The organism is uncultured Cellulomonas sp., from assembly GCF_947494015.1.
In the GTDB taxonomy this organism is placed as follows: Bacteria; Actinomycetota; Actinomycetes; order Actinomycetales; family Cellulomonadaceae; genus Pengzhenrongella.
Map to the genome: position 1 here is coordinate 142,257 of NZ_CANLTL010000007.1, position 20,839 is coordinate 163,095.

Consider the following 20,839-nt stretch of genomic DNA (forward strand, 5'->3'; position numbering starts at 1 on the left):
AACGTGTGTGTGCAGTACTGGTCTTGTCTCACCACAAGGCCCCGTAGCGCAGTTGGTTAGCGCGCCGCCCTGTCACGGCGGAGGTCGCGGGTTCGAGTCCCGTCGGGGTCGCTGACATGCGCCCGGCCCTTACGGCCGGGCGTTGTCGGTTCGGCCATGTAGCTCAGTTGGTAGAGCGTCCGACTGAAAATCGGAAGGTCAGCGGTTCGACCCCGCTCGTGGCCACACTCTCAGCCCCGTCCGTGCCCCGGGCGGGGCTGATGTCGTCCCGGGGCACGGACGGGCGCGGGACGTCTCGCGCGAGCGCGGTGTTCCCGACACACTGGGGCCGGTCCGGCGACACGCTGGGGGCCTTCGAGCAACGTGAGGAAGTGATGGGCATGGCGCACGCATCGCAGTGGACGTCCCCCGGGTCGGACGGGCGCCCGTCGGTGGGTGAGCTGTTCAGCCGGCTCTCCGAGCAGTCGTCCCGGCTGGTCCGGTCAGAGATCGAGCTGGCGAAGGCCGAGCTGTCGCGCAAGGCCAAGGCCGGCGCGATCGGCGCGGGCCTGCTCGCCGGTGCGGCCCTGTTCGGCTTCTTCGGGTTCGCGGTGGTCCTCACCACCATCATCCTGGCGCTGTCGCTCGTGCTCGACGCGTGGCTGGCCGCCCTCATCGTCGCCGTGGTGCTCCTCGTGATCGCCGGCGTGCTGGCCCTGCTGGGCAAGAAGTCGCTCGACAAGGGCGTCCCGCCCAAGCCCGAGCGCACCGCCGAGAACGTCAAGCAGGACGTCCAGGCCGTCAAGGAAGGACTGCGTTCATGACCGCCGAGCCGCACGACATCGAGGCCCAGATCGCCCGGAACCGGGCCGAGCTGGCCGCGACGATCGACGAGCTGACCGACCGCCTCGACCCCAAGGCGAAGGCCGACGAGCTCGTGGAGATGGCCAAGCAGGTCGTCCACGACGCCGGCAACGACCCGGACACGCGTCCGGAGGACCGCAACCGCGCCCGGATCATCCTCGGCGTGAGCGCCGCGGCCGCCCTGGGTCTGCTCACCGGGCTGGTGCGCAAGATCTTCTGACCGGTCGCCGGCGCGCCGTCGGCGCCGGCCATCGGCGGGTGGCGGCGCCGGCCCGCGTGACGGCGTGATCGCCGGACGCGGCGCTCAGCGCACCGCGCCCGCCGACGCCACCGCCGCCGGCGCGGCGGCGGCGACCGGGCTGCGCCGCCGGGCCACGCCCCACTGGGTGAGCGCGACCCCGGTCAGCACGACGACGGCCCCGACCGGCTCGTACCAGTGCAGGGTCTCGTGCAGCACCACCACACCGAGCGTCGTGGACACCACCGGGATGACGTAGGTGACGCTCGCGGTGACCGTGGCGCCGGCCTGCTCGAGCACCCGCCAGTACAGGATGTACGCCGCCCCGGTCCCGCCCAGGCCGAGCGCCAGCAGGGCCGCCGCCGCGCCGCCGTCGACCTGTGCCGGCACCGGGGTCGCGAGCAGGAACGGCGTGAGCATGAGCCCGCCGAGGGTCAGCTGCACCGCCGGCAGGGCGACCGGGGACAGGCCGCTGCCGGTCAGCCGGCGCCGGCTCCAGGCGTTGCCGATGCCGTAGCAGAACGTGGCCCCCAGCAGCATGAGCCCACCCACGACGTCGACCGCGGCGGGGTCCCAGGCCCCGAGCAGCACGGCGATGCCCGCGAAGCCCAGCAGCAGCCCGGCCACCTGGACCCGGTCGGGCCGCTCCGTGGGCACGAGCAGCGCGACGAACACCGCGGTGAACAGCGGCGTGGTGGCGTTCACCAGCCCGGCGAGCACCGACGTCACCCGCTGCTCGGCCAGGCCGAACAGGACGAACGGCACGGCGGTCATCGCCGCGGCGACCACGGCGACGTGCCCGAGCAGCCCGCGCGCGATCCGTGGCCGCTCCCGGCGCAGCGCGAGCAGCCCGACCAGCAGGACGAGGCCCACCACGATCCGGCCCCAGGCGACCTGGGTCGGGGCGAACGACCGCAGGCTGGTCGCGATCAGCACGAAGCTGCAGCCCCAGAGCAGCGCGAGCAGCGCGTAGGAGGCCCGCCAGCCGCCGAGAGCGGCGCGCGCCCGGGTCGTCATGCCCGCACGGCTGCGCCGCTCCGGACCGGCGCGCGCACCCCGGCCGGCGTGGGCACCTCGACGACCCCGGCGACCTCGGGCGCACCCTCGTGCGACAGCAGTGCGCGCTTGACGTCCAGGCCGAAGTAGTAGCCACCCAGCAGGCCGCCGGTGCGCAGCACCCGGTGGCACGGGACGAACGGTGCCAGCAGGTTGCGCGCGCACGCGCTGCCTGCCGCCCGCACCGCCAGCGGGCTGCCCGCCGTGGCGGCGATCTCGGTGTAGGTGGCGGTCGACCCGGCGGGGATCGCGCGCATCGCCGCCCAGGCGCGCTGGAAGAACGGGCCGCCGGGCTGGGCGACGGGCACCTCGTCCAGCGCGGCGTGGTCCCCGGCGCAGTAGCGCTCGACCGCGGCGACGACGCCGGCCAGCGCCGGGTGGTCCGCGACCTCGCCGGGAGGCACGGTACGCACACCGCGGGTCGCGAGCGCCTCGGGCAGCCGGGACGCGACGTCGGCGACGGGGCTGAAGCCGGCGACCCGGACGACGCCGTCCTCGGGGGTCAGCACGAACGCGAGGTCACCGGCCGGGGCCGGGACGGTGGTGGCGAGCAGCGGCTGGACGCTCATGGGTTCCTCTCGGGGGCGGCCGCGCGGGACGACGGTCCGGTGGCGCGGGGCTGGTCGGATCATCTCGTGCTCGGGCCGGCGACCGGGCCGGGGGCCGGGTCGTGGACGACGGGCGTGGCGCGGCCGGGTGGCTCGGTCCGCAGGGCCCACGCCGTCCACAGGTGCTGCGCCGCGTACCCCCGCCACGGGCGCCACCGCTCGGCGTCAGCGCGCGCGGCCGGGATGTCGACGGTCCGGCCGGCGCCGCCGGGCAGGTCCGCCAGGGCGCGGCGCAGGACGAGGTCCCCGGCTGGGAACACGTCCGGGTCGCCCAGTGCCCGCAGCGCGATGTAGTCCGCCGTCCACGGACCCACGCCGGGCAGGGCGAGCAGCGCGTCACGAACGTGGGTGCGGTCGGTGCCCGGCTCGAGAGCCAGACCGCCCGCCACCGCGGCCCCGAGCGCGGCCAGCGTCCGGGCGCGCGCACCGGTGAGCCCCACGGCGCGCAGCCGCTCCGGCCCGGCCGCGGCCACCGCCTCGGCCGTGGGGAACAGCCGCAGACCCTCCGGCCCGGGCTCCCCGAGGTCCGCGACGAGCCGGCCGGCCAGCGTCCGGGCACCGGTCGTGGACACCTGCTGCCCGAGTACCGCACGGACCGCCAGCTCGAACGGGTCGACCGTCCCCGGCACCCGCAGACCCGGCCGGGCGGCGACGAGCGGCCCGAGCAGCCGGTCCGGGCCGAGCGCCGCGTCGACGGCGACCGGGTCGGCGTCCAGGTCGAGCCAGCGGCGCAGCCGGGCGACGACCGCACCGAGGTCGGCGAGCTGCGGCAGCCGGAGCCGGGCGGTCACCGCGTCGGCGGCCACGCCTGGTGTCACGGCCACGACGGCGGCTCCGCCGGCGGTCCGGACCAGTCGCGTCACGGTGCCGTCCGCCCCGATGTGCTCCAGTCCCGGGACGGCACGGTGGCTGACGTGCGCGAGCCACGCGGCCGCGTCGAACGGCGCGGCATGGCGCAGCCGCAGGGTCAGCTCGGCGGTGTCCACCGGGGCCCGCTCCGCCGTGGCCGCGACGTCCGGGACGCCCGGCGCCACGCGTGCCGCGTCGGCGGACGGGCGGCGCAGGGTCGACGGCGGGGCGCCGAACTCGTCCCGCATCACGTCGTTGAACTGCCGGACACTGGCGAACCCGGCGGCGAAGGCGACGTCGGCCATCGGCAGGGCCGTCTGGTCCAGCAGCAGCCGGGCGAGCTGCGCGCGCCGGGTCCGCGCGAGCTGCAGCGGGGACGCCCCGACCTCGGACACGAGCACGCGGTGCAGGTGGCGCTCGCTCACGTGCAGCCGGGCCGCCAGCCCGCCGACGCCGACGTCGTCCACGACGCCGTCGGCGATCGCCCGCAGCGCCCGGCCGGCCAGGTCGCCCCGAGCGTCCCAGTGCCGGCTGCCCGGCAGCGCGTCCGGCCGGCACCGGCGGCACGCCCGGAACCCGGCGGCCACCGCGGCCGCGGCGGCCGCGTAGTAGCGGCAGTTCTCCGGCCGCGGGGTGCGGGCCGGGCACGACGGGCGGCAGTAGATGCCGGTGGACAGCACGCCGACGTACAGCCGCCCGTCGAAGCGGCGGTCACGTCCGCTGATGGCGCGGTACGCAGCGGCGTCGTCGGCCCAGGGCACGGCGTCGGCGGACGGCACCGGGGACGGCGCCGCGAGGTGGGAAGGACGGGGGCTCACGCCTCCATCCTTCGCCGCGGCACCGCTGCGGGCTAGCGGGTTCCGGACATCGCGGTGGCGCCGGCAGCGGCGCCGACGCCGGGCTCCGCGGGACCGCTCAGTCCGTCGGGCGCTGGCTCGGGACACCCTCGAGCAGGCCGCGGACCTCGGACTCGCGGTACCGACGGTGGCCCCCGAGGGTGCGGACCGCGGAGAGCTTGCCGGCCTTGGCCCAGCGGGTGACCGTCTTGGGGTCGACCCGGAACAGGGTGGCGACCTCCGACGGGGTGAGCAAGGAGTCGGACTCGGGCCGCTGTGCAGACATGGTGCGCCTCCTTCGTCCCCAGCCAGTCACCCAGGATCCGGGTGGCCCCCTAGCCGGGTGCCCTCTGTCTACCTCACCGACCTGTGCCCAACACGTTGTGCTCGCACCGCGTCGAGATCCCCCGGTCCGGACCGCGGCGTCCCGCCTGCCGCGAAACCGGTCGCGACCGGGCAAAACGTCCCGTTCCGGCACGATCCGGACATCGACTCGCACCCCGCCGTGTTCGCTCAGAGCGCAAACGTCGGATGAACCGCGCCCGACGTGCAGCCGTTCGCCAGGACGGCCCGGGTGCGCTCACCGCACCGGTCGCCACCCGCCCCTGCGACGTCGCTCACGGCGTCGGCGGCAAGTGGTCGGAATGGCTGGGGACCATGTAGCGTTACCGCACGAACAGACGATTTTTCGCACACCCCGGGGCCGCACGTGTCAGCACGTTGCCGCCCCGCATCCACGTAAGAGGGGGTCGATGCCATGGGGCGCGGCCGTCAGAAGGCTAAGCAGACGAAGGTCGCCCGGGAGCTGAAGTACTTCAGCCCCGAGACGAACTACCGGGCTCTCGAGCAGGAGCTCACGTCGCACGGCCACCGAGACGTCGTGACCGAGAGTCGTCGGTCCGCCGTCGACTCGACCGACGACACGGACGGGGACGACTTCCCCCGGTGGGTCGAGGACCGTTGACCCCGCGACACCGGACCGCCGACCGCGGTCCGGTGTCGCTGCTCTGCCGCCGACCGTGGCCCGCACCGTGGGCATCCGGACCAGGCACACCCTCCCGCTCCACCGGTTGACGGCGTGTCCGGCCGTCCGCTGCCGGCCGCGTCACCGGGTGCGGTAGGTCCCCGTCATCCGAACCGCTCCCCCGTGCACGCCCTTGGCGCCCCGCACGATCCCCGGACCGGTCGCGCCGTCGTCGGGCGTCACGGTGCCCAGCGGCCACGCCGCCAGCCCGAGCCGGCCCAGGTGCGCCACCACGTCGTCGGCGGCGTCGGCGGCGGTCACCGCGACCATGCCGACCCCCAGGTTGAGCGTGTTCTCCAGGTCGTCCCACGGCACCTGCCCGAGGCGACGCACCAGGTCGAACACCGGCGCGACGGTCCAGCTGCCGCGGTGGACGGTCGCTGCCGTGCCGGCCGGCAGGACGCGGGCGACGTTCGCGGCGAGCCCGCCCCCGGTGATGTGGCTGAGCGCGTGGATGCCCGCACCGGCCTCGCGCACGACGGCGAGCAGGTCGGCGGCGTAGACCCGGGTCGGCTCGAGCAGCTCCTCGCCGAGCGTCCGCCCGAGCTCGTCGACGTGCCGCTCGAGGCCCCAGCCGGCCACCTCCAGGACGCGGCGCACGAGCGAGTAGCCGTTGGAGTGCAGGCCGGAGGACTCGATCGCGAGCAGCACGTCGCCCACCTGCACGCGCTGCGGCCCGAGCAGGTCGGCCGCCTCGACGACGCCGACCGCCGCACCCGCGACGTCGTACTCGTCGGGGCCGAGCAGGCCCGGGTGCTCCGCGGTCTCGCCACCCACGAGCGCGACCCCGGCGACCTGGCACGCGGCGGCGATACCGCGCACGATGCCGGCGATCCGCTCGGGCACGACCCGGCCGCACGCGATGTAGTCGGTCATCACCAGCGGCGCCGCACCACACACCACGATGTCGTCGACGACCATGCCGACGAGGTCGAAGCCGATCGTGTCGTGGACGTCCAGCGCCTGCGCGATCGCCACCTTGGTGCCGACGCCGTCGGTCGACGTGGCCAGCAGCGGGCGGTCGTAGGCCTTGAGGGCAGTGGCGTCGAACATGCCGGCGAAGCCGCCGACCCCGCCGAGCACCTCCGGGCCGTGGGTCCGGGCGACGGCCGCCTTCATCAGCTCGACGGCGCGGTCCCCCGCTGCCGTGTCCACGCCGGCCGACGCGTAGGTCACCGCGCCCGACGCCGTCCCCGCGGCGCCCCCGTCCTGGTCGCCGGTCACGGCTGCTCGAGCGCGCTCGCGCCACCGGCCGACCCGACGAGCGTGTGCAGACCGTCCTCGGGCGCACCGAGCGGCAGCTCGTTCTGCTCCAGCAGTTTCTTGCCGAGCCGGTCCGAGGACGGCAGCTCGATGGGGTACGTGCCGGTGAAGCACGCGGCGCACAGCTGGGACGCCGGCTGCTCGGTCGCCTTGATCATGCCCGCGAGCGAGATGTAGCCCAGCGAGTCGGCGCCGAGCGAGGCACCGATCTCCCGCGGGCCCAGGCCGTTGGCGATCAGCTCGGCGCGTGAGGCGAAGTCGATGCCGTAGAAGCACGGCCACTTCACCGGCGGGGAGGAGATGCGCACGTGCACCTCCGCGGCACCGGCCTCGCGCAGCATCCGGACCAGCGCGCGCTGGGTGTTGCCCCGCACGATGGAGTCGTCGACGACGACGAGCCGCTGACCGCGGATGACCTCCTTGAGCGGGTTGAGCTTGAGCCGGATGCCGAGCTGGCGCAGCGTCTGGGACGGCTGGATGAACGTACGCCCCACGTAGGCGTTCTTCGTCAGCCCCTGCGAGAACCGGATGCCCGACTCGGCCGCGTAGCCGACCGCGGCCGGCGTCCCGGACTCGGGGACCGGGATGACCAGGTCCGCCTCGACCGGGAACTCCCGGGCGAGCTGGCGGCCCATCTCCACCCGCGCGGAGTGCACCGACCGGCCGGCGATCGAGGTGTCCGGGCGGGCGAGGTAGACGTACTCGAACACGCAACCCGCACGGTCCGGCGTGGCGAACCGCTGACTGCGCAGGCCGTCCCGGTCGATCGCGATGAGCTCGCCCGGCTCCACCTCGCGCACGTACGACGCGCCGACGATGTCCAGGGCGGCCGACTCGCTGGCCACCACCCAGCCACGCTCCAGGCGGCCGAGCACGAGCGGCCGGACCCCCTGCGCGTCCCGCGCGGCGTAGAGCGTGTGCTCGTCCATGAAGACCAGGCAGAACGCCCCACGCAGCCGCGGCAGGACCTCGAGCGCGGTCGCCTCGAGGGTGTGGTCCGGGTCGCCGGCGAGCAGCGCGGTGACCAGGGCGGTGTCCGTGGTGTTGCCGCGCGCGAGCTCGCCACGCCGCTGGGCGCCGTACCGCTCGGCCACCAGGTCGACGAGCTCGGCGGTGTTCGTGAGGTTGCCGTTGTGGGCCAGCGCGATCGTGCCCCCGGCGGTCGCACCGAGCGTGGGCTGGGCGTTCTCCCACGTGCTGCCACCGGTGGTCGAGTACCGGGTGTGCCCGATCGCCAGGTGCCCGGTCAGCGCGTTGAGCGCCGTCTCGTCGAACACCTGCGAGACCAGGCCCATGTCCTTGTAGACCAGGAGCTGCTCACCGTTGGAGGTCGCGATGCCCGCCGCCTCCTGGCCGCGGTGCTGAAGCGCGTACAGCCCGAAGTACGCGAGCTTGGACACCTCTTCACCGGGTGCCCAGACGCCGAAGACACCGCAGGCGTCCTGCGGTCCCTTCTCGCCGGGTAGGAGGTCGTGGGAAAGTCGTCCGTCTCCGCGAAGGGCCACGCCTCCATGGTGTCACACCGCCGCGACGGCGCCCGGGGGCGTCCGCTCACCGGCACGTCCGGTCACCGGCAGTCTGATCACCGGCGCCGTCGGCCACCCCGGGTACGGCGGTCGACCAGCACGGCCACGCCCGCGCCGAGGAGTGCCCCGACGACGGCGCCGGACGCGGTGAGCAGCAGGAGCACGGCGGTGCGTCCCTCTCCGTCGGTGCCGCCGCCGGACATCGCGACCACCCATCCGACGATCGCCCCGAGCAGGACCCCGGCCCGGACGAAGGCAGCGAAGCGCGGCGCCCGGCGCAGCGTGGCCTCGGTCGCGACTCCCGCGAGCTCGTCGGGGTCGGGTTCGCGGTGCGGGTCGGGTTCGCGGTGCGGGTCGGGTTCGCGGTGGGCCCCGTCGACCGGCTGCGCCTCCGGGTCGGGCCCGCCGGCGTCGGCAGGTCGGGCGGTGCCCGACGCCGGCGTGGTCAGGCCGTCCGCGGGGCGCTGATCGTCGGTGCTCACAGGGGCCGACCCTACGCGGCCCGCGACGGCGACGGCCCCGCACACAGCCGGCACCGCGCCGAGGCGTGGCGCCCGCTCGGTTCGACCCCGGCACGGCGCGCGCCGGGGTACGTCCCCGGGACGCGACGAGGCCGCAGCCCCCACGCGGCGGTGGGAGCTGCGGCCTCGGGGTCGGTGGGTCGCGTGCTACCGGTGCGACCCGGGGCCCGCGGGTGCCGGCACCGGTGTCCCGGTGCCGGCGCTCACGGACTCAGTCCGCCACGCCGGTCAGTCCTCCACGGTGGCCGGCCGGACGAGGAAGTCGTCGAACCGGTGCATGAAGGCAGCGATCGCCTGGCGGCTGATCGGCTCCGTCGCACGGAACGTCCCGTCCGGGTAGCCGCGGCTGATCCGGGTGTCCTCGAGCCACCCGATCGCCGTGGCGAACTGGTGGTGGGCGGACACGTCGGGGAACTCCGGCGCCGGGGCGTCGGGCGAGCCGGCGGCCCGGTGCAGGAACGCCGCCATGGCCTGCCGGGAGACCGGGGCGGTCGGACGGAACGTGCCGTCCGCGTACCCGTCCGCCAGGTCGTTGGCGTGCATCCACTCGATCGCCACGTAGAACTGGTCGTCCGGGCCGACGTCGGAGAAGGACTGCTGCCCCTCCTCCGGCGTGTAGACCTCACCGGAGTAGCGGTACATGAACGCGGCCATCGCCTGACGCGACAGCGGCGCCGTCGGGAAGAAGAACCGCTCGTCGCCGACCTGGGTGCCCAGGGTCAGACCGCGCTCGGCCATCCACCGGATGTCCGTGTAGAACGGGTGACCCGGCGTGACGTCGGCGAAGTCGGGCGCCTGGCCGTCCTCCACCGGCAGGGCCAGGGCCACGACCGTGCCCGTGCCCTCGACCTCGGCGAGCACCTCGACGACCCCGTCGGCGTCCGCGGGGATCTGGACGGCGATCGTCGCTCGGCCGACCTCGTCGGTGGTCGGTACCGGCGTGGCGTCGATCGGTACGGTGCGCGGCTCACCGCCGACGATCCCGTAGGTGAGCGTGTCGCCCTGCTCCTCGCCGGCGCTGAACAGCAGCGACGACAGGTTGATCGTCACCTCGTCGCCCGGGGCCCAGACGCCGCCCGCGGGCGGGTCCACGACCTCGACGCCGATCGACCGCTGGGTGAGGTCGGGCGTCACCGGGGAGAACTCCGCCATGTACTCCACGAAGGCCTGCAGGTCGATCTGACCCGAGTCCTGCGGGTCGTCCCCCTCGGCCAGGGTGGCGAAGTTGTCCCCGCCGGACGCGAGGAAGGAGTTCGCCACGACCGTGTAGGTCCCGGTGAGGTCGAGCGGCTCGCCGTCGAGCAGCACCGAGGTGATGTGCTCGCCGGCCGGCGCCGTCGGGTCGTAGGTGTAGGTCAGTCCCTCGGACACGCCCAGCTTGAGGAACGGCCGGGAGGCACCCACGGGCTGCCACTGCTCCTCGAGGACCTGGACGACCTGCTCACCGGTCAGCTCGAACGTGACCAGCGTGTTGGCGAAGGGCTGCACGTTGGCCGCCTCGCGGAACGTGACGTTGCCGTCCTCGTCGGCCGCGCCGCTGGACGCGTACGCCAGGTTGGACCGCAGGCCGCCGGGGTTCATGAAGGCGATCTGCGTGCCCTGCCGCTGGGTGGCCCACAGCTGGACGTCCGCCACCAGGTTCCCGAGAGTGGACTCGCCGCCACGGTTCTCGCTGCCGTCCGCGTTGCGCGCCCGGTTGAAGTCGGCCGTGATCTCACCGAGCGACTGCGAGCCGAGCTCCTCGGCGGCCTCGGCCGCCGCGACGACCAGCGCCTCGACGGGGGAGACGGTCGCCGGGTCGGAGTCCGGGAACGCCTCGGCCGTGAGGTCGACGATGTCGGAGTCGATCGCGACGATCTCGTCGCTGACCGGGTCGACGTGGAAGGTGAGGTGGTCCAGCGCCTCGCCGTACTGGCCCGCCTGCACGACCGGCCGGGTCAGGCCGACCGGCCAGCCCTCGACCGGGAGCCGGTGGTTGTAGGTCTGGTGCGTGTGCGCGGAGACGATCGCGTCGACCTCCGGGCTCGTGCCCGTGGCGATGTCACCGAAGGCCGACCCCGGGGTGAGGTCGGCGATGTCGTCGGACTCGGCCCCCTCGTGGACGAGCAGGACCAGGACGTCCGCCTCGCCGTTGGCCGCGTCACCGTCGCTGAGGTCCTCGGCGACCCGGTTGACCTCGGTCACCACGTCGCGGATCTCGAGGGTCTCGATGCCGGCCGGGGTGACCAGCGTGGGCAGGTCCTCGGTGACCGCACCGATGAAGCCCATCGTGACCCCGCCGGTCTCGACGAGCGCGTACTCGTCGAGGGCCGGCTCGCCGGTCGCCCGGTCGTAGACGTTGGCACCCAGGTACGGGAACTCGGCACGGTCGGTCACCCGACCGGCCAGGTCGGCGAAGCCCTGGTCGAACTCGTGGTTGCCCACCGCCGACGCATCCAGGCCGATCTCGTTGAGGATGTCCAGCGTCGGGTTGTCCTGCTGGACGAACGAGGTGAACGTCGACGCGCCGATGTTGTCACCGGCCGAGACGACCACGGTGTTCGCGTTCTGCGCCCGGAACTCCCGGACGGCCTCGTCGAGGACCTCGGCCGGCGACGGCTCCACCGGCTCACCCTCGTCCACCGCGGGCCGCTCGATGCGGCCGTGGAAGTCGTTGATGGCCAGCAGGTCGATCTCCACCGTGTCCGCCGCGGCGGCGGCGGTGAGGCCGATCTTCAGCGGGTCGTGGTCGCTCGCGCGGTACACGCTCGCGGGGTCGGTGAACGGCTGGAAGTACTCCAGACCGTTCCACTCCGGGGAGTTGATGTTCCAGATGTCGGCCCCGGTCACCCGGTCCGCGAACGACCCGGTCATCAGGGCGTGGTCCAGCGAGCCGAGCTCGCCGTCGAACGTGTAGGAGTACTGGCCCGGCGCCCGCTGCGCGACGACGTCGACGAAGCCGGCGTCGGTGAAGGCCTCGATCGGGTCTTCCTGGCTGTAGGAGTTCAGGTCGCCCAGCACCGCGACGTCGTCGGGCCCGGCGGCCTGGAGCTCGGTGACCAGGTCGACGACGGCCTGTGCCTGCGCGACGCGGTCGGCGTTGAAGAGCCCCTGGCCGTCGGCCGGCTCCTCGCCGTCACCACCCTTGGACTTGAAGTGGTTGGCGACGACCGTGAACGGCTCGCCGCCGCCGGCCGGGGTGAACGCCTGCGCGATCGGCTCGCGCGCGTTGTCCCAGACCGTCTCGTCGACGTCGGTCGTGCTCGCGCCGGTCGGGGTGACGCTGGCGGTGCGGTAGATGATCGCGTTCATGATGACGTCGGTGGTGGCGACCGCGTCCGGACCGGCGAGCACGGCGGGGGTCCGCACGTAGTCCCAGGTGCCGGCACCCGCGGCGGCGTTCAGGCCGGCGACCAGGTCCGCGAGCGCGACGTCGGGGGTGCCGTCACCGAAGTGGATCGAGTTCTCGATCTCCATCAGGGCCACGACGTCGGCACCGAGCGCGTTGATGGCGGTGACGATCTTGGACCGCTGGACGGCCAGCTGCTCGGGGCTGCGGGCGCCGCGCGCGTCCTCGTCCTCGGTGGTCAGCGTGGTGAAGTAGTTCAGCACGTTGAAGGCACCGATCGACAGGTCGCCCCCCACGGCGTCCGGCGCGGCCGGGCGCGGGTTGAGCGGCTCGAAGGTCGGCAGCAGCTGCGCCGGGGCGTCGGCCTCGAGCGGGGTCAGCGGCTGCAGGCGCCACCGGTCGAACCCGTAGCCGAGCACGTACGGGACGGCGGGGAAGGTCACGCCGTCACCGGTGCGCACGACGTCGGTGGCTCCGAGGTAGGGCTGGTCCGCGGCGCCGATCCGCACGTCGCGCCCGTCGTCGAGCAGGATCCGGCGGGCGGCGTTGGACGCCGCGATGCCGTTCGCCGTGTCGCTGCCGGGCTCGGCGACCTCGGTGTTCTTGACCAGCGGCTCGTCGCCGGCGGACAGCCACACCGTGCCGAACGAGGCGACCTCGTGCAGCGACGCCACCCGGTAGTCGCCGGTCGGGGTGACCAGCATGCCCTCGAGGGCCTCCCGGTCCGCACCGACGACGTCGTCCGGCAGCGGCGTGGCGGTGGGCGCGACGGCGTCACCGGCGACCGGGACCACCGACGCCCCGGCGCCCGTGGCGTCGATCTGGGTGAGCCCGAACGACTCGGCGACGACGCCGGTCACCGCGACGTGGTCGCCGGTGGTGGCATCGGTGACGAGGCCGCCGAGCAGCACGAAGACGCCGTCGGAGGCGCCCGGGGTGGCGTCGTCGGCCCCGCCGGAGCCCGCCGTCTGGAGGTAGAAGCCGTCGTAGCCGTCCTCGCCGCGCAGGTCGGCGGTGACCACGCCCTCGACGGTGACGGTGTCACCGGCTAGCGGGGAGGCGGCCCCGGTGCCCTGGACGTCGGCGATCGGCACCGTCTCGTCGACGACGACGGCGAAGGCCGCGCCGGGGACCATCGCTGCCGCGAGAGCGAGCGCGCTGGTCACCGCGACGGGGGTGAGCGGACGCCGGGTGCGGCGTCGGGGGGTTTGCATCGGAGAGGGTCCTCTTTCGGCCGAACCACGCACGGCGCACAGCGCCTGGACCCTGCGCACGTTAACGGCCGCCCCCGACAGTGACTAGACCGATCTGCCCGGATTGTCCGGCCGGCCACCGCGGCGACCACCGGGCGACACCGCCCGGACACGTCGGCGCCGGTGCGCCGTCGTCATCGACGCGCGCGGGCGGCCTGCAGCGGGAGGTACGCGGCCAGGTCGGCGCGGTCGCCCGACGCCGCGACCCGTCCGGACGCGAGCGCCTCGCCCCAGCTCAGCGCACCGGTGGCCAGGGACAGCCACGTGCCGGGGTCGGTCTCGACGACGTTGGGCGGGGTGCCGCGGGTGTGCCGGGGGCCGGGGACGGCCTGGACGGCGCCGTCCGGGGGGACCCGCACCTCGACGGCGCGGCCCGGGGCGACGTCGGCGAGCTCCTCGAGGGTGAACCGCACCGCGGTGCGCACGGCGGCGCGGGGGGCGGTGTCGGGGTCGGTCCGCCAGACGGCGAGCGCGGCACGACCCTCGGCGGGGTCGGTGCGACGACGCGGCGGCATGGTCCCAGGCTAGGTGGTCGGCCCGGCGCCGGTCGGCGCCCGCTCCCTCAGGCGTCGTCGTCGGTCACCGGGAAGGGGCTCGCCGGGACCGGACGCCCGTACAGGTACCCCTGGGCGAGGTCGCAGCCGAGCCCGACGAGGTAGTCGTGCTGCTCGGGCTGCTCGACCCCCTCGGCCACCACGGTCTTGCCGAGCGCGTGGGCGAGCGCGGTGACGCTGCCCAGGATGTCCGGCCCGTACCCGCCCTCGGGGGACAGCAGGTCGACGACGAAGCTGCGGTCGAGCTTGACGGTGTCCACCGGCAGCCGCTGCAGCCAGGTCAGCGAGGAGTAGCCGGTGCCGAAGTCGTCCAGCGCGACCCCGAACCCGCGGTCGCGCACGGTCTGCAGGATGCGCGCAGTCTTCTCCAGGTCCTGCAGCACCACGGTCTCGGTGATCTCGAGCTCGACCTGGGTCGGGTCGAGCCCGCTGACGTCGAGCGCCTCGTCGAGGTGGTCCAGCAGGCCGGGGTGGGTGAGGTGGCGACCGGAGAGGTTGATGTTCACCACGGGCAGGGGGTTGTCGGGCAGCACGCCGCGCTCGGCCGGCCCGACGCGGCCGCCCGGCGTCACCGCCCCCGGGGCCTGCTCGGCCGCGGGCATCCGCCACCGGGCGGCGTCCTGCATGGCGCGGCGCAGCACCCACCGGCCGACGTCGACGACGAGCAGGCTCTCCTCCGCGATGGGCAGGAAGTCGTACGGCAGGAGCAGGCCGTCGGTGGGGTGCTGCCAGCGGACCAGGGCCTCGGCCGCGACCACCCGCCGGGACCGCAGGTGCACCTTGGGCTGGTAGTGCAGGACGAGCTGGCCCTGCTCCACCCCGCTGCGCAGCGCCTGCTGGCGGGTGGCCCGGGCGCGGTTGCGGTGGTGGACGCGCTGGTCGAAGACCTGGCTGCCGTCCCGGCCGGCGCGCTTGGCCTCGTACAGGGCCGTGTCGGCCTCGCTGAGCAGCTGGGTCGGCGTGGTCGACGCCGTCGCGCAGCTGGCCCCCACGGTCGCGGTCACCGGCAGGTCCTGCTCGCCGACGCGGTACACCCCGCGCAGGGCGTCGTGCAGGCGCCGGGTCAGGTGGACGAGCTCGGCCGGGTCGGCCAGGTCCTCGCAGACCACCACGAACTCGTCGCCGCCGAGCCGCCCACGGTGTCCGACGGGCGCACCAGGGTGCGCAGCCGCTGCCCGACCTGGATGAGCAGCTCGTCTCCCGCGGGATGGCCGAGCGCATCGTTGACGCTCTTGAAGTAGTCGACGTCGCACAGCACGAGCCCGACGTGGCCTCGGCCGGCGTCGGCGCCGGCCAGGGCCCGCTCCAGCTCGGCGTCGATCAGCCGGCGGTTCGGCAGGCCGGTGAGCGGGTCGTGCAGGGCCTGCACCCGCAGCTGGTCGGACAGCTCGTGGTGCTCGGTGACGTCCCAGAGGTTGACGACGATGCCCCCCACGTCGGGGTCGTCGACGTGGTTGGCGCCGCGCCCGCGGACCCACAGCCACCGGCCGTCGGAGTGCCGCAGCCGGACCTCGAGGTCGACCACGGTGCCCGGCCCACCGGTCGCCAGCTCCCGCTGGGCGCGCTCGACGACGGGGCGGTCGTCGGGGTGCACCCGCGCGAACACGCCGCCCGCTGGTTGGTCGGGACCGAGCACGCGAGCCATCGACGGGCTCTGGTAGAGCCGGGTGCCGCCGTCGACGGAGAAGACGTAGATGACCTCACCCGCGTTCTCGAGCAGCGCGCGCAGCCGCGCCTCCGACCGTTCCGCGACCAGCGCGGCCTCGTGCTCGGCGGTCGCGCTGCGCCAGTTCACCGCGATGTGGCAGCCGGCGCGGCGCACGTCCATCGCCGTCCAGCCGGGCTGCCACTCGGTGCCGCCGCGGACGATGTTGGGGAACACCGAGCGGTGCCGCACACCGGTGGCCAGCACCTCGCGCAGCACCGGGAACACGAAGTCACGGGACTCGGGGACCATCTCCAGCATGCCGCGACCGGTGAGCGGACCGAGGCCCACGGACTCGTCGGCGGCGGCGTTGGCGCGCACGTACAGGAAGTCGACGACGGTGCCGGCGTCGTCGGTGACCGGGCGGTAGATCGCCCATGGCTCGTCGTCGGAGAGCAGAGCGTCCGCGAGCGCGATCCGCGCGTCCGCGTGCTCCGCCGCCTCGTCCTGCACCACCACGCGCCCCCTCGGCACATCGCGTCACCCGGCCGCAGCAGGCGCCGAGGTCGTGCAGGCACCCTAGGGCGTGCACGGCGCATCGCGCCCGGAGCGTCAGCGCTGGCGCGCCGCCCGGTGGTGCTCGACCGTCCGCTGCTTCCAGCGCGCCCGCTCCAGAGCCGCGAGCCGGGCGTCGGAGCGGCGGGCGTGCCAGGCGGCCTCGCGGGCGAGCCGCTGCCAGCTCGCGTACCGGCGCTCGGGCAGCTCCCCGGACTCCAGGGCGGCCTGCACCGCGCAGCCGGGCTCGGTGCGGTGCGCGCAGTCGGCGAACCGGCACCGGCGGGCGAGGTCGGTCACGTCGGCGAACGTGGCGTCCACGGCGGTGTCGTCGGCGACCAGGCCGACGGCTCGCAGTCCGGGGGTGTCGATCAGCAGCGCCCCGCCGGGCAGGGCGACGAGCTCGCGGTGGGTCGTGGTGTGCCGGCCGCGGCCGTCGGCGCGGCGCTCACCGGTCGCCATGACCTCCGTCCCGGCGAGCGCATTGACCAGGGTCGACTTGCCCGCCCCGGAGGGGCCGACCACGACGAGCGTCGTCCCGGGGGCGAGCAGCGCGCGCACCGGGTCCAGGCCGGTCCCCGCGGTCGCGCTCACCGCGTACACGTCGGCCCCCGGCGCGGCCTGCGCCACCTCGGCCGCCATGCCGGCCGGGTCCGGCACGACGTCGGCCTTCGTCAGCACGACAACGGGGAGCCCCCCCGACTGCCACGCCAGGGTGAGCAGCCGCTCGACGCGGCCGAGGTCCGGGTCGGGGTCGAGGTGCTCGACGACGAGGACCACGTCGACGTTCGCGGCGAGCGGCTGGGCGCGCGACGAGCCGCCGGCGGAGTCCCGGACGATCGCGGTACGCCGGGGCAGCAGCGCGGTCAGGCGCGGCGGCCGGTCGTCGTCGTGCTCGACGACGACGACGTCCCCGACCGTGGGTGGCAGCCGGTCGGCCGCAGTCGCGTCACGGCTCACCTCGGGGTCGGCGCCGGTCGCGACGAGGCCGTCGCGGTCCAGTGCGACCCGCAGCGTCGCCGCCGACGACGGGGCGTCCGCGGGGAGCAGCAGGACGGCGCCGCGGTCGACGCGGGCGACGAGCATGGTGGTGCCGGGCATGCCGGGACGCTAGGCCGGTGGGCTCGGCGGGGGCCACCGAAATTTGCGTCCGGCCGCGGGGCGGCCCGGCGGACATGATCGGCGGAGCTGACCCGGCCGAGGCGACCCGGCCGGGCCGGCTCAGGCGAAGTAGCGGGGCAGGGTCCCGGTGTGCGCGGCCCGGGCCTCGTCCAGCGGCAGGGTGAACAGACCGTCGACGGTCACGGCCGCTCCCCCGGCGCCGCCCTCGTCGGCGTCCGTGGTGACGCCGATCCGCAGCACGGGCACGCCCCGGGCGCCGCACGCGTCGACGAACCGGACCTCCTCCGAGCGCGGCACCGCGACGATCGCCCGGGCGGTCGACTCGGAGAACAGCGCCTCGAACGGTGTGACGTCGTCCCGCTCGCAGACCCCGTCGAGCGAGACCCGCACGCCGGTGCCGTACCGCAGCGACGACTCGACGAGCGCCTGCGCGAGGCCGCCCTCGGACAGGTCGTGCGCGGCGTCGACCAGCGCGTCCCGCGCGGCGAGGGCGAGCACCTCGGCCAGCGCCCGCTCGGCGTCGAGGTCGACGGCCGGCGGCAGCCCGCCGAGCTGACCGTGCACGACGTCCGCCCACGCGGAGCCGTCCAGCTCGGCGCGCGTGGTGCCGAGCAGCAGCACGGACTGGCCGGGCGTCGTCCAGCCCGAGCCGACGGCGCGGGCGACGTCGTCGAGCACGCCGAGGACGCCGACCACCGGGGTGGGGTGGATGGAGGAGTCGATCTGGCCGGGCTCGCCGGTGCCGTTGTAGAGGGACACGTTGCCGCCGGTGACCGGGACGCCGAGGGTCTGGCAGGCGTCGGCGAGGCCGCGGATCGCCTCGACGAGCTGCCACATCGAGTCCGGGTCCTCCGGCGAGCCGAAGTTGAGGCAGTCGGTGACGGCCAGCGGGCGCGCCCCCGTGACGGCGACGTTGCGGTACGCCTCGGCGAGCGCGAGCTGGGCGCCGGTGTACGGGTCGAGCTTGGTGTAGCGGCCGTTCGCGTCCGTCGCGAGGACGACGCCGAGGCCGGTCCCCTCGTCGACCCGGATGACGCCGCCGTCGTCGGGCATGGCCATCTTGGTGTTGCCCTGCACGAATCGGTCGTACTGGTCGGTGACCCAGGCCTTGGAGGCGAGGTTGGGGGAGGCGAGCAGGCGCAGCAGCGTCGCGCGGACCTCCTCGACGGTGCCCGGACGGGGGTAGGCGCGGGCGCCCGCCTCCGTGCTGACCGAGTCCGCCTGCAGCCCGTCCTGCCAGGCCGGGCGGGCGTAGGGACGGTCGTAGACGGGACCCTCGTGCGCGACGGTGCGCGGGTCGACGTCGACGATGCGCTGGCCGTGGTGGTCGATGACGAGGCGGCCGGTCCCGGTGACCTCGCCGATCACGGCGGTCTCGACGTCCCAGCGCGAGGTGATCGCGAGGAACTCCTCGAGCTTGTCGGGGCGGACCACGGCCATCATCCGCTCCTGCGACTCCGACATGAGGATCTCGCCGGGGGTCAGGCTCGGGTCGCGCAGCAGGACCTTCTCGAGCTGGACGTACATGCCGCCGTCGCCGTTGCTCGCCAGCTCGGAGGTCGCGCACGAGATGCCGGCCGCACCCAGGTCCTGGATGCCCTCGACGACCTGGGCGGAGTACAGCTCCAGGCAGCACTCGATGAGCACCTTCTCCATGAAGGGGTCGCCGACCTGGACGCTGGGGCGCTTGCTGGGCTTGGTCTCGTCGAAGGTCTCCGAGGCGAGGATGGACGCCCCGCCGATGCCGTCGCCGCCGGTGCGCGCACCGAACAGCACGACCTGGTTGCCGACGCCGGACGCGTTGGCCAGGTGGATGTCCTCGTGCCGCAGCACGCCCAGGCACAGCGCGTTGACCAGCGGGTTGCCCTGGTAGGACGGGTCGAACACGACCTCGCCGCCGATGTTCGGCAGGCCGAGGGAGTTGCCGTACCCGCCGACGCCGGCGACGACGCCGTGCACCACGCGGGCGGTGTCGGGGTGGTCGATCGCGCCGAACCGGAGCTGGTCCATGACGGCGACCGGGCGTGCCCCCATCGAGATGATGTCGCGGACGATGCCGCCGACGCCGGTCGCGGCGCCCTGGTACGGCTCGACGAAGCTCGGGTGGTTGTGGGACTCGACCTTGAACGTGACCGCCCAGCCGTCGCCGATGTCGACCACGCCGGCGTTCTCGCCGATGCCGACCAGCAGGTGCTGCCTCATGGCGTCGGTGGTCTTCTCGCCGAACTGCCGCAGGTGGTTCTTGGACGACTTGTACGAGCAGTGCTCGGACCACATGACCGAGTACATGGCGAGCTCGCTGGCCGTGGGGCGCCGGCCGAGGATGTCGACGATGCGCCGGTACTCGTCCGGCTTGAGCCCGAGCTCGGCGTACGGCAGCGCGAGGTCCGGCGTGGCCGACGCCCGGTCAACGGTGTCGACGGTGTCGAGGGGGGCGAGGTCAGGCGCGGAGGTCATAGGTTCCCTACCGGAAGGTCCACGTGGGCAGGGACGAGTTTACGGTCGCGCGCCCACACGGCGGCCGGGCCGTCCGGTCCGTGAGGCGACCCGCGCCGACAGCCTCAGCGCCGCGCCGGCTGTCGGCAGCCGCCGTCCCCGGCCCGCCGGTGCGCCGACCGGCCCTCCGTGAAATCGACGGGAAAGCGTGCCCGCTGTCGTCACCCGGTGGGCCTAATCGCAGGCGATGCTGCTCCGATCGGGGAGCGACGCGGCCGCCGGGCGGCATTCGCGTAGCATCACCGCGTGGCCTGGCCGAAACACGTCTCCGCGCTCGCCGCACTGCGCGCCCAGCGGATCCTGCGATCCGCGGGGGCGGATTTCCGTGGGCTTCCCAGGTTTCGCGGGCAGGTCGCCGTGGCGAACCAGGGACGGCTCGTCGCCGGCGCGGGCCTTCTCGTCGACAGCCGCCGCTACCCGACCCAGATCGCGGTCGGTCCCGATGGCGAGCTCGTGCTCGGTGACGACGTCTTCATCAACCAGGGCGCCGACATCTGGGCCGCGCACCGCGTGGTCATCGGCGACCGGGTCATGCTCGGCCCGCACGTCACCGTGGCCGACGACGGCGCCCACGACGTCGCGCCCGGGATCCCCCGGCGGGTGGAACCCGTGGTCATCGAGAGCGACGCCTGGCTCGGTCGGCGCTCGATCGTGATGCCAGGGGTGACGGTCGGGCGGTGGGCCGTCGTCGGCGCCGGCTCGGTCGTGACGGCCGACGTGGCCCCCTGCACCGTCGTCGCAGGAGTGCCGGCTCGCGTCGTGCGGACCTTCCCGCAGCCCCCCGACTCGTTCAGGCGCTGACGGACCTGGCGGCGCGCCACCTCCGGGACCGTCGACTCCGCAATGTCATCAATGACGTCGACGAATGTGACAAATTTCCGTGACAGGTGGCGCGCAGAATGAGCTGCTCCGTCGCAGCCAACACCTGCAGCCGCCGGGCGGGTGAATTCCTCCCGGTGGCGAACACGCACTGCTGCTCCATTGGCCTGAGCGAGCGTGATCGTCGTCTCACTTCGCACCGGGACGGGACTTTCTCGCCCTACGATCAGCGCGGTCGAGGCCCGACGCGGGCCGAGGTCTCGGGTGGGCGCCCCGCCCCCACCGACGACCCGTATCTCTGCG

At 74.4% G+C, this 20,839-nt stretch carries 16 protein-coding genes, 2 tRNA genes and 1 pseudogene; 6 read left to right on the forward strand and 13 right to left on the reverse strand.

Translation table 11 applies throughout. The features are described from left to right. The first annotated feature begins 37 nt into the window (after positions 1 to 37). The 4 genes from Q0840_RS10005 to Q0840_RS10020 all read left to right on the forward strand — a co-directional run bounded on the left by Q0840_RS10005 (position 38) and on the right by Q0840_RS10020 (position 1,063). Positions 38 to 111, forward strand: a tRNA-Asp gene (locus Q0840_RS10005). A 41-nt stretch (positions 112 to 152) separates the two neighbouring features. After that, positions 153 to 225: transfer RNA gene (locus Q0840_RS10010), tRNA-Phe, on the forward strand. A gap of 155 nt (positions 226 to 380) precedes the next feature. After that, the gene (locus Q0840_RS10015) at positions 381 to 803 is read left to right on the forward strand and encodes a phage holin family protein (RefSeq protein ID WP_298459269.1); all 423 of its coding nucleotides are present in this window, start codon (positions 381 to 383) and stop codon (positions 801 to 803) included. Beyond that, a complete protein-coding gene (locus Q0840_RS10020) occupies positions 800 to 1,063 on the forward strand; it encodes a DUF3618 domain-containing protein (protein ID WP_298459270.1) in 264 nt (87 codons plus the stop codon). Before Q0840_RS10015 ends, Q0840_RS10020 begins: the two co-directional genes overlap by 4 nt. Before the next feature lie 84 nt (positions 1,064 to 1,147). On the opposite strand, the gene Q0840_RS10025 is transcribed toward Q0840_RS10020, so the two are convergent. The 4 genes from Q0840_RS10025 to Q0840_RS10040 form a co-directional block, all read right to left on the reverse strand. Beyond that, complete coding sequence (locus Q0840_RS10025) at positions 1,148 to 2,098, reverse strand: DMT family transporter (RefSeq protein WP_298459272.1); 951 nt, start codon at positions 2,096 to 2,098, stop codon at positions 1,148 to 1,150. After that, positions 2,095 to 2,706, reverse strand: coding sequence for a methylated-DNA--[protein]-cysteine S-methyltransferase (locus Q0840_RS10030; protein ID WP_298459274.1), 612 nt, complete (start codon positions 2,704 to 2,706; stop codon positions 2,095 to 2,097). Before Q0840_RS10030 ends, Q0840_RS10025 begins: the two co-directional genes overlap by 4 nt. A 59-nt stretch (positions 2,707 to 2,765) precedes the next feature. Further along, positions 2,766 to 4,412 (reverse strand): DNA-3-methyladenine glycosylase 2 family protein, encoded by a 1,647-nt coding sequence (locus Q0840_RS10035; protein WP_298459275.1) that lies wholly within the window; start codon positions 4,410 to 4,412, stop codon positions 2,766 to 2,768. Positions 4,413 to 4,509: 97 nt separating this feature from the next. Further along, positions 4,510 to 4,716 (reverse strand): BldC family transcriptional regulator, encoded by a 207-nt coding sequence (locus Q0840_RS10040; protein WP_298459276.1) that lies wholly within the window; start codon positions 4,714 to 4,716, stop codon positions 4,510 to 4,512. A gap of 471 nt (positions 4,717 to 5,187) precedes the next feature. Between Q0840_RS10040 and Q0840_RS10045 the strand changes: the two genes are divergently transcribed. Continuing rightward, a complete protein-coding gene (locus Q0840_RS10045; RefSeq protein WP_298459277.1) occupies positions 5,188 to 5,394 on the forward strand; it encodes a DUF3073 domain-containing protein in 207 nt (68 codons plus the stop codon). A gap of 141 nt (positions 5,395 to 5,535) precedes the next feature. Here the strand turns inward: Q0840_RS10045 and purM are convergent, their stop codons facing one another. From purM to purL, 9 genes and pseudogenes are all read right to left on the reverse strand, one after another. Continuing rightward, the gene (purM, locus tag Q0840_RS10050; RefSeq protein WP_298459279.1) at positions 5,536 to 6,678 is read right to left on the reverse strand and encodes a phosphoribosylformylglycinamidine cyclo-ligase; all 1,143 of its coding nucleotides are present in this window, start codon (positions 6,676 to 6,678) and stop codon (positions 5,536 to 5,538) included. Further along, positions 6,675 to 8,222, reverse strand: coding sequence for an amidophosphoribosyltransferase (gene purF / locus Q0840_RS10055; RefSeq protein WP_298459281.1), 1,548 nt, complete (start codon positions 8,220 to 8,222; stop codon positions 6,675 to 6,677). The genes purM and purF overlap by 4 nt, the downstream gene beginning before the upstream one ends. A gap of 77 nt (positions 8,223 to 8,299) precedes the next feature. Further along, positions 8,300 to 8,725: a hypothetical protein gene (locus tag Q0840_RS10060; protein ID WP_298459282.1), complete on the reverse strand. Its 426-nt coding sequence runs from the start codon at positions 8,723 to 8,725 to the stop codon at positions 8,300 to 8,302. 267 nt (positions 8,726 to 8,992) lie between these two features. After that, positions 8,993 to 13,306: an ExeM/NucH family extracellular endonuclease gene (locus Q0840_RS10065; protein WP_298459284.1), complete on the reverse strand. Its 4,314-nt coding sequence runs from the start codon at positions 13,304 to 13,306 to the stop codon at positions 8,993 to 8,995. A gap of 173 nt (positions 13,307 to 13,479) precedes the next feature. Next, on the reverse strand, positions 13,480 to 13,860 hold the full coding sequence (locus Q0840_RS10070; protein WP_298459286.1) for a sterol carrier family protein: 381 nt from the start codon (positions 13,858 to 13,860) through the stop codon (positions 13,480 to 13,482). A 47-nt stretch (positions 13,861 to 13,907) separates the two neighbouring features. Beyond that, a complete protein-coding gene (locus tag Q0840_RS10075) occupies positions 13,908 to 14,849 on the reverse strand; it encodes a putative bifunctional diguanylate cyclase/phosphodiesterase (RefSeq protein WP_367183101.1) in 942 nt (313 codons plus the stop codon). After that, positions 14,844 to 15,865, reverse strand: a pseudogene (locus tag Q0840_RS19080) (diguanylate cyclase); the annotation flags it as partial. The gene Q0840_RS10075 and the pseudogene Q0840_RS19080, both read right to left, overlap by 6 nt. Positions 15,866 to 16,156: 291 nt before the next feature. Further along, positions 16,157 to 17,200, reverse strand: a complete 1,044-nt coding sequence (gene rsgA, locus Q0840_RS10085) for a ribosome small subunit-dependent GTPase A (protein ID WP_298459289.1) — start codon at positions 17,198 to 17,200, stop codon at positions 16,157 to 16,159. A gap of 120 nt (positions 17,201 to 17,320) precedes the next feature. Next, positions 17,321 to 19,678, reverse strand: a complete 2,358-nt coding sequence (gene purL / locus Q0840_RS10090; RefSeq protein WP_298459291.1) for a phosphoribosylformylglycinamidine synthase subunit PurL — start codon at positions 19,676 to 19,678, stop codon at positions 17,321 to 17,323. Positions 19,679 to 19,963: 285 nt separating this feature from the next. On the opposite strand from purL, the gene Q0840_RS10095 reads away from it, so the two are divergent. After that, entirely contained in the window at positions 19,964 to 20,518 is a 555-nt protein-coding gene (locus tag Q0840_RS10095) for a DapH/DapD/GlmU-related protein (protein ID WP_298459293.1), read from the forward strand. Positions 20,519 to 20,839 lie beyond the last annotated feature (321 nt).

What these genes read in the sequence shown, in the direction of transcription:
- Q0840_RS10015 (WP_298459269.1), top strand. Translation starts at nt 381, where the DNA reads ATGGCGCACGCATCGCAGTGGACGTCCCCCGGGTCGGACGGGCGCCCG.
- Q0840_RS10020 (WP_298459270.1), top strand. Translation starts at nt 800, where the DNA reads ATGACCGCCGAGCCGCACGACATCGAGGCCCAGATCGCCCGGAACCGG.
- Q0840_RS10025 (WP_298459272.1), bottom strand. Translation starts at nt 2,098, where the DNA reads ATGACGACCCGGGCGCGCGCCGCTCTCGGCGGCTGGCGGGCCTCCTAC.
- Q0840_RS10030 (WP_298459274.1), bottom strand. Translation starts at nt 2,706, where the DNA reads ATGAGCGTCCAGCCGCTGCTCGCCACCACCGTCCCGGCCCCGGCCGGT.
- Q0840_RS10040 (WP_298459276.1), bottom strand. Translation starts at nt 4,716, where the DNA reads ATGTCTGCACAGCGGCCCGAGTCCGACTCCTTGCTCACCCCGTCGGAG.
- Q0840_RS10045 (WP_298459277.1), top strand. Translation starts at nt 5,188, where the DNA reads ATGGGGCGCGGCCGTCAGAAGGCTAAGCAGACGAAGGTCGCCCGGGAG.
- Q0840_RS10065 (WP_298459284.1), bottom strand. Translation starts at nt 13,306, where the DNA reads ATGCAAACCCCCCGACGCCGCACCCGGCGTCCGCTCACCCCCGTCGCG.
- Q0840_RS10070 (WP_298459286.1), bottom strand. Translation starts at nt 13,860, where the DNA reads ATGCCGCCGCGTCGTCGCACCGACCCCGCCGAGGGTCGTGCCGCGCTC.
- rsgA (WP_298459289.1), bottom strand. Translation starts at nt 17,200, where the DNA reads ATGCCCGGCACCACCATGCTCGTCGCCCGCGTCGACCGCGGCGCCGTC.
- purL (WP_298459291.1), bottom strand. Translation starts at nt 19,678, where the DNA reads ATGACCTCCGCGCCTGACCTCGCCCCCCTCGACACCGTCGACACCGTT.